This is a genomic window from Luteitalea sp., from assembly GCA_009377605.1.
Taxonomy (GTDB): domain Bacteria; phylum Acidobacteriota; class Vicinamibacteria; order Vicinamibacterales; family Vicinamibacteraceae; genus WHTT01.
This window is the reverse complement of the sequence record WHTT01000124.1, coordinates 1-13979: the sequence shown is the minus strand read 5'-3', so window position 1 is coordinate 13979 and position 13979 is coordinate 1. Positions and strand designations below refer to the sequence as shown.

Genomic DNA, 13979 nt, shown 5'->3' with positions numbered 1-13979 from the left:
ACCAGTTGTTACTATTCGACTTTTAACCGGACAGTAGTGGGGCTGTCCCCGTTTTACGAAAGATGTAAAACGAGGGCTGTCCCCGTTTTCACTTCTTCGTCTTCAGCTGCTGGAAGAGCTCGAGCTCCTTTGCCGCCAGTGCCCGCTGGCCGGTGTTCTGGTACGCACGCGCGAGGCGATAATGCGCTTGGGCATGGTCCGGCTCCAGTTGGACGGCCTGGCGCAGCGCCTCAATCGCCTCCGCGTGCCGGCCCTGGTCCCCGTAAAGCGTGCCGAGCTGTAGAAAAGCCTTCGAGAGCTTGGCGTCAAGAGAGACCGCGCGCTTCAGGTGCTTCTCAATCTGCTGCAGATCGACCGACGCGGTCGGGCCGCGCTCACCCTTCCACAGACTCATCGCGTAGTAATAATGTGCAAGAGCGTTGGTGGGCTGCACCTCGACGAAACGCGCCAGCCGCTCGGTGACCTCCTCGCCGAGCTCTGGAGCGACGCCGTACATCTCTCCTAGGAACTGGTACGGTCGCGGATCCGACGGCGCAAGGTCTGCCGCAGCGCAGAGCGACTTCACGGCATCGTCGTACTTCCCACGTGAGTACTGGCCGATCCCCAAGCCAACGTAAAGCCGCGCGGAACGAGGATAGCGCTCGGTCGCGGTGTCGAAGACTTTGATGGCATCGTCGTATGCCTGTAGCTGCAGCAAGCTGTTGCCGAAATCGAATAGGTGCTTCTCGCTGGGATCGCGCTGCGCTGCGCGCTGATACGCCTTGGCCGCGTCCGTGAGCTTCCCGGCTCCTTCCTCGATGCTTCCCAAGAGGTTGTGGAGCTCGGCCGTCTCCTTCAGCCGAAGCATCGCCTCGATCTGCTGGCGCGCTTCCGGAACCCGATCGAGCTGCAGGTAGGCCAGCGCCAAGTCATAGCCGTTGACATAGTGCGACGGGTCGATCGCGCGCGCTTTCTCGAGATGGGGAATCGCCAGCGCGAGCTGTTGCTGCTGGATATAGAACTCTCCGAGATTGTGATGTGCGTCGAAGCTGTCAGGAGTATGACGCACGGCCTCTTCCAGCCCACGCTCGACGTCCCGTGCGCTCGCTGGCTGCCCGGCGATAGACGCCGCCTCCGATGACAGCGCCTGGGCCGCCGCTCCGGCTGCTTCCAGCCACAGGGCCAGGGCAATAGCAAGAAGGACAACGCCACCGCGGAAGGTGCTCACGCAAGCTCCAACTCGTGTAGCCGCTATCTTAGCAGCTACTCCTCGCGGAGAACCTGCATCGGCTCGACCAGCGCGGCCCGCACGGCGGGAACGAGTGCGGCCAGCGCGGCAACGGCCAGCACGAGCCCAACCACGGTGGAAAGTGTGACCGGGTCGGATGGAGAGACGCCGTACAGCATTCCTGCCAGCAGTCGTGTGAATGCGAAGGACAGCGCGAGGCCGCACAGGCAGGCCAGGCCGACGACCTTCAGGCCTTGCTTTAGGAATTGCTCGATGATGTCGCGCCGGCGTGCGCCAAGCGCCAGGCGCAAGCCGACCTCGCGACGGCGAAGGCTCACGATGTAGCTAAGAGTGCCGTAGAGCCCGACACACGCCAGCGCCAGCGCCGTCATCGCGAAGAACACCAGCAGCATGGTGCGCAGGCGATTCTCGGTGAATGCCTCGTCAATTCGCTCCTCGAGCGGCGCGATGTCGTAGACGGAACGTAGCGGCTCGAGCTCTTTCATCTTTAGGCGCACGGCCTGCGCGATGGCCAGAGGCTCGGCACTCGTTCGCACGAGGAAGTACGGTGTCGGGTCCGGAGCGTTGAGGCAGCGATACACGGTGGGACCCGGATCGCGATCGAGGCCTCGTTCTCTCGCATCCGCGACCACGCCGACGATACGGTTGGGCGGCAAGGTGCTGTCGAGCTGCCCGAGATGCAGGCCGATGGGCGAAGGCCAATCCGAGAGATAGCGGCGTGCGAACGCCCGGTTGACCATCATTTCACCGTCTTCAGCGTTGAGGCTTCGCCAGCCGCGGCACAGCTCCCCCTCCAGCACGGGAATCCGCATCGTCGCGAAGTAGTGGGGAGAGACAAACCGCGCTTCGGTCACCATGCGGTGCGCGGTGTCGCCCCGTGCCTCGACGAGCTCAAAGGTCGCCTCAAAGTTGGTCGGGACCCCAGGCAGCGACAATCCGGTAGCGGCAGCCGCGTCCACTCCTGGCAAAGCACGCAGCTCTTTGATCGTGTGATCGATGCGTTGGATGAGACGCTCATATTCAGCTGTCTCGGCCCATGTCGCGCTGACGCGAAAGCTGAGGACATGGCCGGTCTCGAATCCCGGATCGACGCGCCAGAGCTCCTGGAAGCTGCGGACGAGCAGTCCGGCACCAACGAGCAGCAGGACGGAGAGCGTCACTTGCGCGCCGACGAGCAGCCACTGCAGCCTGTTGCGTGTCGAGACGTGCGCGCGGCCCGCCTCGCCCAGCCTGCCCGCGATGCCGCGGCGCGCCGTCCGGATGGCCGGAAGCAGGCCGCAGAGCACGGCCACGGTCACTGCGCTGGCAAGGGTATACAGGAGGATCCGACCATCGAGCGCGATCTCGTCCGCTCTAGGCAGATCGAGCGCTGCGGCGCGAAACGCTGCCAACGCTCCGGCAGCGCCCAGCAATCCGACGCCGGCTCCAGCCAGCGCCAGCACAGCCGCTTCGGTCAATATCTGAGCTGCGACCGCCGTACGGGTCGCGCCGAGCGATAGGCGAATCGAGATCTCCTGCTGACGATGGGCCGCGCGCGACAGCAGCAAGGCGGCAATGTTAGTGCACGTGATGAACAGGAGCACGGAGACAGCGCCGAAGAGCAACCAGAGCGAGGAGCGCACGTCGCCGACGGCAGTCTCTTTGAGCGGCGTCACCTGGACGCCGATCTTGGCGTCGGTGTCGGGATATTGCTCTCCCAGCGCCTTCTGTACGGCAGCAAGGTCGTCGCGCGCCTGTTTCAATGTGACACTCGGTTTCAGACGACCGACACCGAGGTACCACATGGCGTACCTGACCTGCGAGAGCTTGGTCCCCATCTGACCGGGGAACCACAGATCCACATCCCGGTCGGGAAACAGGACCGAGGCCGGCATGACGCCCACGATCGGGAACACGTCGCTTCCGATACGCACGGTCTTGTCGAGCACGTGCGGATCCGCGCCGAGCCGGACGCGCCAATAGCGGTCCCTAATCAGGACTGCCCTGGGACCTCCCTCTGTGTGCTCCGCCGCAATGACGCCTCTTCCTCGTGCGGGAGCAACGCCCCAGACCTCGAGAAATCGAGGCGTCACCCAGGCGCGCCTGACGCTCTCCGGCAGATCGCCAGATGTCTCGGACACATCCTCCATGTAGTAACCGGTAATCGCCTCGAACGTTGAATTGAGCTGGTTCCACTCTTTCAGGCGCACTGGAGCAATATTGGTCACCGACGTCCGCCCCTGCGTTTGACGAAGCTGCACGAGACGGTCGCCATCAGGGAACGGCAGCGGTCGCAACAGCACGGCGTCGAGCGCCGAGAACACCGCACTGTTCGCGCCGATGCCCAGCGCGAGCGTCAACACAACCGTCGCCGTGAACCCGGGCGTCCGGGCCAGCGCGCGGACGGCGTCGCGACCATTGCGGCGAAGGCCGTCCACCCAGCCTGCGACGTCGACGTCGCGGGTGCGCTCAGCCTGGACGGTCGGGTTGCCAAACTGTCTGCGCGCGCGTCGCATCGCCTCTTCGGCGCTCAGACCTTCGGCGCGCAGTTGGTCGGCACGTTCGGCAATGTGGAAGGAGAGCTCTCGGTCGATATCGCGCTCGGTCCGGCCGGCGCGTCACGCATTCGACAGACGTCGAAGCCAGGACATCGTTAGAACCCCAAGCTACCTATACCTATCTAGCTTGGCCTTGATACTAACAGCCCTCGTTTCGTCGATCAATGTTAACGTTCGGGCTCGAAGCTCGTCTTTGTCGTACAGGCGGTTGTCGCCGGAGGAGATCCAGAATGAGAAGGCGTATTCCCGCGTTGGTCGTCTTGTTCTTCTTCGCCGGGGCTGTCCCGTTGCAGGCCCGCGCAGAGAAGAATGTCGTCTACGGGATGTATTCCGGCCTGGCGCTTCTGATGGACATCTACTATCCAGAGAAGGCCAACGGCTACGGCGTGATCCTCATCGCAGGAAGCGGATGGCACATGCCTCTTGCGTACCACGCAGGGGCTCTCAAGGACAGGGTGGAGGGCCAGGATGTTCTCCGCACGCTCACCGAGGCTGGGTACACCGTCTTCACCATCAATCACCGCGCTGCGCCGCGCTTTCGCTATCCCGACGCCGTGGAGGACGCGCGGCGCGCCGTCCGATTCATTCGTCACCACGCTCGGGAATACAGTATCGATCCGGAGCAGATTGGCGGCATTGGCGGCTCTTCCGGCGGGCATCTGGTCAGCATGCTCGGCACGTTGGACGATCAGAGCGACCCCAACGATCCAGATCTGGTCAACCGCCAGAGCTCCAGACTGCGATGTGTTGTCACCCTAGCGGCCCCATCGGACTTGTCGAGGATCAAGACGGAAGCAGGGCTCATGGCGGTGACTTCTTTTGTCGGTGTTCCACTGCGGAGCAGAAATCCCAAAGCTGAGGAGTACAAGAAGTACGCAGCAGCCTCCCCTCTAACGCATGTCTCCGCGGATGACGCCCCCTTCCTCTTGCTCCATGGCGATGCCGACAAAACAGTGCCGTTCGAACAATCAGAGCTGATGAGAGCCGCGCTCGAGAGGGCAGGCGTGGAAGTCAAACTGGTTCGCATCTCTGGGGGCGGCCACGGCGCAAACTTCGAAGGCGCAACGAATCCGCCCGATTTCCTGGGAGAGATGGTGGGCTGGCTGGACCGTCACCTCGGTGTCTCGGTAAGCTCGGACCAGGCCAAATGAGCTGGAGACGGTTCCATGAGAGCCTACGTGATGACCAGCGGGTCGGTCTTCGGTCTGCTCGTTCTGGCGCATGCCTGGCGGGTCGCTGAGGAAGGGACACATCTACTACGGGACGCTTCGTACGTTCTCATCACGGCTGGCGCCGCGGCTCTGTGCTTGTGGGCTTGGCGCGTGCTCAGGCTCAGATGACACGACGCCTCTTCCTTGCCACAGGGCTCGTGGCGTTGCGTCTGCTGTTGCCACTTCGTGGGACGGCAGACGAGCGAGCAGACGAGGAGCGCCTCTGCTTCCAGACCCACGCGCCGTGGACGCCGCGGACCAATCTCAACGCGGACGTGGCCATCGTCTACGGCATCGACCCAACGCTGCCTGAGCGGATGGATAGTTGGCGGCGCCGCGGATATCGGATCCACGTGATGACCGGCGTCGCGTGGGGCGAATACCAGGACTACTTGGAGGGGCGCTACGACGGCGCCCGGCACTGGGACGAGGCGCAAACCGAACGGGATGGAACCAGGATCATGCACGGCAGCAGCACGGATGTGCCGTACATGTCACCGACCGAGCGATACGGCCAGTTCCTGACCGCCGGCGTGAAGCGCGCGCTCGATGCAGGCGCCGAAGCCATCCACCTCGAAGAGCCGGAATTCTGGGCGCGCGCGGGGTACGAACCGAGCTTTCAACGCGAGTGGCAAGCCTATTACGGCGACCCGTGGCAACCGCCGCACTCCTCGCATGACGCGCAATATCGGGCCTCCAAGCTGAAATACGTGCTCTACCAGCGGGCGCTCAGGCAAGTCCTCGACTTCGTGCGCGCATACGGTCATGCGCATCAGCGAAGAATCCGCAGCTACGTGCCGACGCACTCGCTCATCAACTACGCCCATTGGCGAATCGTCAGCCCTGAATCGTCGCTGCTCGCGCTGGGCGTCGACGGCTACATCGCGCAGGTCTGGACCGGCACGGCGCGAACGCCAAACGTCTACGAAGGACGCCGGCAGGAACGTACTTTCGAGACGGCATTTCTCGAATATGGCGCCATGCAGAACCTCGTTCGCGCGTCCGGGCGGCGCATCTGGTACCTCAACGACCCCATCGAGGATCATCCCGATCGCTCCTGGAGCGACTACCGGCGCAACTGGGAGAGCACGCTGGTGGCGTCACTCCTCCACCCGGACGTGTGGCACTACGAGATCATGCCGTGGCCGGATCGCGTGTTCGCTGGCTCGTACCCCGCCGTGGAACCGTCGGAAGGCAAGGCAGCGACGGCGGTAGAGCGCGTGCGCATCCCCAAGGCATATGAAACCGAGCTGCAGGCGGTGATTCACGCGCTGGGCGAGATGAAGCAGCCTGCCGATCGTGTCCGGTGGGACGCGAGCGGGACCGAGCGCGTCGGCGTGCTGGTGTCCGACACGATGATGTTCCAGCGGGCCGATCCGGAGCCCTCCGATGAACACCTCGGCTCGTTCTACGGCCTCGCAATGCCGCTTCTCAAGCGCGGCCTCCCCGTCGAGCCGGTTCAAATCGAGAACGTCACCCAACCCGGGTTCCTGAGCCGCTACGCCCTGCTGCTGCTCACTTACGAGGGGCAGAAGCCCTCGTCTCCAGAGATCCACGACGCCCTGACACGGTGGGTGTGGGACGGGGCGGCCCTTGTCGTAATCGACGATGATCGCGATCCGTACAACGCCGTGCGCGAATGGTGGAACGTCCCGCCATACGCGTACACCACACCGCGCCACCACCTGTTCCGTGCGCTGGGGCTCCGATCCCACGCCACGGGGCTTCACCGCGCAGGTCGAGGTGCGATCGTACGGGCATCCCTGTCGCCAGCGTCATTGACGTACATGGCAGACGGCGGGGGCCGGGTGCGCGGCCTCGCACGCCAGGCGGCAGCGGCGGTGAAGTTGGCCTGGAAGGAATCAAATGCCCTGGTCCTGCGCCGTGGTCCCTACCTCGTCGGCGCCGGCCTGTCGGAGTCCGTTCCCGGCGCCGAGCCTCTGACCCTGAAGGGACGATACATCGACCTCTTCGACGCAACGCTCCCGGTGATTGAGTCCGTCACGCTTGCGCCCAACAAGCGCGCACTGCTGTTCGACCTCGACGCGGTTACGGGAGACACGCCTCAGGTAGTCGCCGCTGCGTGCCGCGTCCGGAACGAACAGGCAACGCCCAACAGCATCCGCTTCGTCGCCGATGGCATTGCAGACACGGAAGGAGTCGTGCGAATTCTCGCGCCGCACAGCCCCTCGTCCGTCACGATTGGCGGGAAGCCGGCGCAACGGGATAGTGTTGACTTCTCCCACGGGACGGCGCGCCTGCGGTTCCCGAACTCGGTCGATGGCGTCGTCGTCGAGGCAAGGTGCGTCGCACGCCGCGCGGCTCGACAGCATATTGACTACTCTTTTGTGGCCGCGAGGCGCTAATCCCACACTCTTGATGTCTGCGTGGTGTTCCTCCTGCTCAGAGCGCCCTCGACGAGGCGCCTCTTCGATGTGACGCGCGCGTACGGCTTCTTCACGTACGGAGCTCCGAAGCGCTAGGATGTAGGCTTCCGTCGTAAGTCGACCCGCCGGTACGGAAGGTCACCCAACCGCAGCGCCGTGGGGCGTCTGGTAAGGAGCTCGGTATGAAGCCCGATGAGTTCTTCGACTTCGCGAAGAAACACGATGCAGAAATGGTGGATTTGAAGTTTGCCGATCTGCTTGGCACGTGGCAGCACTGTTCGTTCCCTATCGACACCTGGAAGACGAGCACATTCGAGGATGGGCTCGGCTTCGATGGCTCCTCCATCCGCGGCTGGATGGGGATCCACGAGTCCGACATGTTGGCGATTCCGGACCCCTCGACGACGTGTCTAGATCCCTTCTTCCAGAGGCCGACCGTAAGCGTGATTGCCGACATCGTCGACCCGGTCACGCACGAGGAGTTTACTCGTGATCCGCGTCACATCGCACGGAAGGCGCAAGCGCATCTGCTGGAGACCGGCATCGCCGACGTGTGTTACATCGGGCCCGAGCCGGAGTTCTTCATCTTCGACGAGGTGAAGTACGAACAGAACCAGCACCGGGGCTATTACGAGATCGACTCGGTCGAGGGCGCCTGGAACACGGCGCGCATCGAGGAGCCCAACCTGGGCTACAAGCCGAGCTTCAAGGGCGGCTACTTTCCTGTGAGTCCCAGCGACACGTACCACGACTTGCGTGGCGCGATGGTGTACGAGATGCGCAAGATTGGCATCGTTGTCGAGGCACACCACCATGAGGTCGCAACCGGCGGGCAGAGCGAGATCGACATGCAGTACGCACCGCTGCTGCGGATGGCCGATCAGTTCATGTGGTACAAGTATATCTGCAAGAACGTCGGCCGCCGTCACGGCAAGACCGTCACATTCATGCCGAAGCCGATCTTCGAAGACAACGGCAGCGGCATGCACACGCACATCTCGCTGTGGAAAGGGAAGCAGCCGCTCTTTGCTGGCGACAAGTATGCAGCGCTGAGCGACCTCGCGCTCCATGCGGCCGGCGGCCTGCTGAAGCACGCGCCGGCCATTCTCGCCTTCGCCGCGCCGACCACCAATTCGTATCGCCGACTCGTGCCTGGATTCGAAGCGCCGGTCAACCTCGCGCTCTCGGCGCGCAATCGCTCGGCAGCGATCCGGATCCCGATGTACTCGAAGAACCCAAAGGCACGGCGGCTGGAGTTCCGTTGCCCCGACCCGAGCTGCAACGGATACCTGGCGTGGTCGGCGATGCTGATGGCCGTACTCGACGGCATCCAGAACAAGATCGAACCGGGCGAGCCGCTCGATCGCGACATCTACGAGATGACCCAGGAGGAGCTCGCAAGCACACGTAAGACACCTGGCTCGCTCGACGAGGCACTGCTGGCGCTCGAGCAGGACCATGCGTTCCTGACCAAGGGGGACGTCTTCACCGACGACCTCATCAGCACCTGGATCAGCTACAAGCGCCAGAACGAGATCGACCCGCTGCGGTTGCGGCCGCACCCGCACGAGTTCTTCTTGTATTACGACAATTGAGGACTCGCGCGGGGCCTGAGTAGTGGTCAGTGGTCAGTGGTCAGTCGATGGGCCAGCATCCGGGGGCTGACGGCTGAATCTTGGCTTCATTGCGACGTAGGCCTCCGCGCCCTCGCCAACCGGCTGATCACCGGCCACTGACCACTGCCGTTTGTCCGGCTCTGGTCCCGTTCGTCCCCGCTTCGTTGGCGTCGCGATAGCACTCGCGCGATCCTCGGCTTCGTCGATGGCCAGGGAGGATCGCATGACACCAAATCGCAGCACCGCCAACCGCACGCGCCTACGGCAAGCGACGTGGTTGGCGATTGTAATCGCCACCACCGCGCTCGTTGCACGACCAGGGATCGGGAATCAGGAAGCGCGAAACGGGGAACGGGAGACCGGAGCTGACCAGTGGCCGGCGTACGGCGGTGATTCCGGCGGTACGCGCTACTCGGCGCTCGCGCAGGTCACGCCAGAGAACGTCGAGACCCTACGAGTCGCCTGGACCTACCGGACGGGCGAGCTCGGCCAGGATGCGGAATCCGGGGCGTCGCTGACGTTCGAGGCCACGCCCATTCACTTCGACGGACGTCTCTATCTGAGCACGTCCTACGCGAAAGTCATCGCGCTCGACCCGGCAACCGGCGCCGAGCTGTGGACCTTCGATGCGAAGGTGGACCGTAGCGCGGATTATTCCGAGGTCACCTCTCGCGGAGTCTCGTCATGGCGCGATCCACGGGCGCAACCCGGGGCAGCTTGCGCTGCTCGCATCCTCCTCGGGACGATCGATGCCCGTCTGATCGCCCTCGATGCCCGCTCGGGGCAGCCGTGCGCCGGCTTCGGCACGAACGGGCAGGTCAGTCTCACGCAGGGTGTCCACGCGCCCAGCCCTGGCGACTACCAGGTCACCTCGCCTCCCGCCATCCTCAACGATCTCGTCATCGTCGGCTCTTCGATCGGCGACAACTGGAACGTCGACACTGGCAGCGGCGTCGTCCGCGCGTACGACGCGCGGAACGGCACGTTGCGCTGGAGCTGGCGGCCAATTGCGCGCGACACCGCCCGCGACGGGAAGGTCGGTGCCGCCAACGCATGGTCCATCATCTCGGTCGACCCAGAGCGCGACTTGGTCTTCGTGCCGACGACCAGCCCGAGCCCCGACTTCTACGGCGGCCTGCGCCCAGGCACGAATGCGGATGCAAGCTCTGTCGTCGCGCTCCGCGGCTCGAGCGGCAAGCGCGTCTGGTCCTTTCAGACCGTGCATCACGATCTCTGGGACTACGATATCGCTGCTCAACCGGCACTCGTGGCGGTCACACACGACGGCAGGCCTGTGCCGGCGGTTGCACAGGCCACGAAGATGGGCGCGATCTTTGTGCTCGACCGCCTGACGGGCCGGCCGCTGTTCCCGGTGGAGGAGCGTACGGTGCCCGAGAGCGACGTCGAGGGAGAGACGGCCGCCCGCACGCAGCCGTTTCCGGTCAGGCCACGTTTACTGATGCCCATTGGACCTGTCACACCGGAGACCGCGTGGGGGCCGACCGAAGCGGATCGCGCCGAGTGCCGCGCGCTCGTCAGCCAATATCGATCCGAGGGCATCTACACGCCGCCTGGCCTGCGGGGCACTATCATGTATCCGGGCAACGCATCCGGCGTGAACTGGGGAAGCGTGGCCTTCGATCCGCAGCGCCAGTTGCTGGTCACCAACACGAGCCGGCTCGCGACGCTGGTCCAACTGCTACCGCGAGAGGTCTTCGAGCGCGAGCGGACCCAATCGCGTACGAAGGGTGAGGACTACGAGTACACGCTGCATCGCGGCTCGCCGTTCGGCATGCGCCGGCGGACGCTCTCGTCGTCCAAGCACCTGCCGTGCACGCCGCCACCCTGGGGCACACTGGCCGCAGTGGATCTCGCGTCGGGTGACGTGCGATGGGAGGTCCCATTCGGCCAGGTCCCGGAAGGGCACCCTGCGCGTGCGCTCATCGGCGAGCAGGAGATTGGGGTGCCTAGCGGCGGCGGTCCGCTCGTCACGGCTGCGGGCTTGATCTTCATCGGCGCATCGATGGACGGGGCGTTCCGCGCCTTCGACATCGACACAGGCAAGGAGCTCTGGAAGACGAAGCTGCCGCGCGCGGGCGTCGCGACGCCCATGACATACGAGGCATCGGACGGCCGACAGATGATCGTGATCGCGGCTGGCGGACACGGTAAGTTCGACCTCGAGACGGGCGACTTCGTCGTCGCCTTCGCGCTGCCGCCTCGCAAGTGAGCCTCAGGGGCGTGACTCGCATGATCGCTTCGCACTCTCGTCTCCGCGTCCCGTGGGTGTGGCTCGGCGGCGCCACCCTGTTCGCGCTCCTGTTGTTCGCGTATCACTACCTGGATTTCGTCGCGCGCCAGAATGCCGTCCCATTCTACGACCCGCTGATTGAGCAGGTCACCGGTGTGTACGGGGCGGCCATACTCTTTCCCCTCGCGCGGCACATGGCGCGACGTTTTCCAGTGCACCGGACCACTTGGGCCGCAAGCCTGCCGCGTCACGCAGGCGCGCTCGTCATCTTCTCTGCCACGCACACGACGATGAACTGGGCGTCGCGGGAAGCGATCTTCAGGCTGCTGCGACTCGGCGACTACGACTACGGCCTCATGTCGGTCCGGTACCTGATGGAGTTTCCGATCGACGTCATCCTCTATACGTTGTTCGTCTCGGGCGTGTGGCTGTTCGATCGCCTGGCGGCCGAGCGCGAAGCGGCGCTGCGGGCGGCTCGGCTCGAGAGCCAGCTTCGGCAGGCGCAGCTTCAAGGCCTGCGTCTCCAACTCCAACCGCACTTCCTGTTCAACGCGCTCAATACTATTTCGTCGACGATGTACGACGACCCGCGGGCGGCGGATACGATGCTCTCGCGGCTGGCCGAGCTGCTACGCGTCTCGCTGAAGACGACACAGACGCAGGAGGTGCCGCTCGCGACCGAGATCGAGGCGCTCGATCATTACGTTGCGCTGCTCCGCGCCCGCTTCGGTGACAGGCTCTCGCTGCAGATCGACGTGGAGGAGGGGCTCGGGTGTGCGCTGGCGCCCTCGCTGATCTTGCAGCCGCTCATCGAGAACGCTGTGCGGCACGGCAACCTGTCGTGTGTCGGTACTGGACGGATCGCCGTGCGGGCGCGCGCGATCGGGGAACGGGTGCGCGTCGAGGTGGAAGACGATGGACAGGGTCCAGAAGACGGGGTGGATGTGACGTCGAAGGGGATCGGGATCACCGGGACGATCGAACGCTTGCGCCTGCTGTACGGCGAGGCGCAACGATTCGAGATGGTGAGCGTGCCGGGCACCGGCTTCGTCGTGCGCATGGAGTGGCCGCGGCGCGACACGGACACGTCGCGGGTCATGACCAGCCAGGCCCTAGAACAGCAGGAATCGGCAGATGCGCACGCTCATCGTGGATGACGAGGCGCCTGCCCGCGCCAAGTTGCGGCGCCTGCTCGCGGCCGAGCCGAACCTCGAGATCGTCGGGGAAGCGACAAACGGCGAAGAGGCCGTCGCGCGGATCGAGGAGCTGCATCCGGACGTCGTGTTCCTCGACGTGCAGATGCCGCGACTCGATGGCTTCGGTGTCATCGAGCGTCTCGGCGTCGACGCGATGCCGTATGTCGTCTTCGTGACGGCTTACGACGAGCACGCGCTGCGTGCCTTCGAGGTACAGGCGCTCGATTACCTGCTGAAGCCTTTCTCGCCCGAACGGCTGCAGGCCGTGGTGTCACGCGTCCGGCGAGAGCTGGCACGCGACCGACCGGCGGAGCTCGGGGCTCGTCTCGCCGCATTGCTCCAGACCACGACGCCGCAGCGGTATCTTCAGCGCATCTTCGTGCAACGCGGCGAGCGGGCCGTCCTGGTGCCCGTGCACCAGATCAACCGCCTCGAAGCAGAGCGCAACGAGGTGCATCTCTACACAGCGGACACCGTGCATATCATCCGCAGCACGCTCTCGGAGCTCGCCGCTCGCCTCGACCCTGCGACCTTTCTCCGCATCAATCGGTCAACCATCGTCCGCCTCGATGCCATCAAAGAGCTGCAGCCCTGGTTCCATGGCGATTACCGTGTGATCCTGCGCGACGGGACCGAGCTCATGTGGAGCCGCCGCTACCGTGCAAAGCAGCGCAGCGCCTTCGAGCTCTGAGTGCACGTCAGTCCGCTCCCGCCTCTCGGCGTCTTCGGGCACGGCGCCAGGCCGGTAGACACGCAGGAGGAGGAAGACAATGTAGTGGGTCACCAGCAAGGCAGGGACCCAAAAGGCGGGGATCCAATAGGCAGGCCCCATGAACGCGGCCGCGTCATAGATCGTGGCCAACGTAATGGCAACCATGAGATCAACCGTGCCCTCGACATTGAAGACCCATACAAGAGGCAGCGCACCGCGAGCGTTCATTGCAACCGCCGGAATTGCGACGACTGCGAGCACGGCGGCGAGCAGGTCTCCGAACGCGGCCGGATAGGCGAACTGTGCAGGAACTCCCGCGTAGGTCGCGCCCGGCGCCAAGAACATGAGCCCGAGGTGGCGCAAGGCGTGCAGTAACAGGATTGGCAGCAGGACCGAGCGGGGTGACAGCTGATGCAGCCTTGGTAGCAGGTACAGCCTGGCCGCTATCCAAAATACGAACGTGCTGAACAGGAGATTGACGGTCAGAATGTTCATGACGAGGGTAGGATAACGCTCTCGAGCCGGCCTACCGCGACAAGGGTAGGGCGCGCTCGCCGACTCGTCCGCCGTAGCGCGGAGCGCGAAGGCGTGAGCGCGCCGTCACGGCCGCCTCGGCGAGGCGGCCCTACCTAGTGGGCTGTAACTGCTGAATCGGTCACGTCGTAGCGCGGCCAGTTTTCACGTGACGTCGTCCACGCACTGCTATGCTTCGGCTGATACAGGCCACTAGCGCCGGATCGACCACTGCGTTGGGCCCGGCAATATCTCGACTACGTCGGTCGAGGCAACGGCCTCGCCGTTGAGGAGTGCAGGCTCGTAGCGCCAGTTCTGGAGGGCACCG

8 protein-coding genes are annotated in these 13979 nt (G+C 64.5%); 6 read left to right on the top strand and 2 right to left on the bottom strand.

Annotation, left to right across the window (positions count from 1 at the left end; translation table 11 throughout):
• Positions 1-88: 88 nt before the first annotated feature.
• Together GEV06_25860 and GEV06_25855 are read right to left on the bottom strand one after the other, a co-directional pair.
• Entirely contained in the window at positions 89-1432 is a 1344-nt protein-coding gene (locus GEV06_25860; GenBank protein ID MPZ21294.1) for a tetratricopeptide repeat protein, read from the bottom strand.
• Positions 1243-3723: an FtsX-like permease family protein gene (locus GEV06_25855; protein MPZ21293.1), complete on the bottom strand. Its 2481-nt coding sequence runs from the start codon at positions 3721-3723 to the stop codon at positions 1243-1245. The genes GEV06_25860 and GEV06_25855 overlap by 190 nt, the downstream gene beginning before the upstream one ends.
• A 206-nt stretch (positions 3724-3929) precedes the next feature.
• Between GEV06_25855 and GEV06_25850 the strand changes: the two genes are divergently transcribed.
• The 6 genes from GEV06_25850 to GEV06_25825 all read left to right on the top strand — a co-directional run bounded on the left by GEV06_25850 (position 3930) and on the right by GEV06_25825 (position 13117).
• The gene (locus tag GEV06_25850; protein MPZ21292.1) at positions 3930-4916 is read left to right on the top strand and encodes a prolyl oligopeptidase family serine peptidase; all 987 of its coding nucleotides are present in this window, start codon (positions 3930-3932) and stop codon (positions 4914-4916) included.
• A 185-nt stretch (positions 4917-5101) separates the two neighbouring features.
• Positions 5102-7342 (top strand): hypothetical protein, encoded by a 2241-nt coding sequence (locus tag GEV06_25845; protein MPZ21291.1) that lies wholly within the window; start codon positions 5102-5104, stop codon positions 7340-7342.
• Between the two features lie 203 nt (positions 7343-7545).
• Positions 7546-8958 (top strand): type I glutamate--ammonia ligase, encoded by a 1413-nt coding sequence (glnA, locus tag GEV06_25840; protein ID MPZ21290.1) that lies wholly within the window; start codon positions 7546-7548, stop codon positions 8956-8958.
• A gap of 226 nt (positions 8959-9184) precedes the next feature.
• The gene (locus tag GEV06_25835) at positions 9185-11209 is read left to right on the top strand and encodes a PQQ-binding-like beta-propeller repeat protein (GenBank protein MPZ21289.1); all 2025 of its coding nucleotides are present in this window, start codon (positions 9185-9187) and stop codon (positions 11207-11209) included.
• 20 nt (positions 11210-11229) lie between these two features.
• A complete protein-coding gene (locus tag GEV06_25830; protein ID MPZ21288.1) occupies positions 11230-12387 on the top strand; it encodes a hypothetical protein in 1158 nt (385 codons plus the stop codon).
• Entirely contained in the window at positions 12365-13117 is a 753-nt protein-coding gene (locus GEV06_25825) for a response regulator (GenBank protein MPZ21287.1), read from the top strand. Before GEV06_25830 ends, GEV06_25825 begins: the two co-directional genes overlap by 23 nt.
• Positions 13118-13979 lie beyond the last annotated feature (862 nt).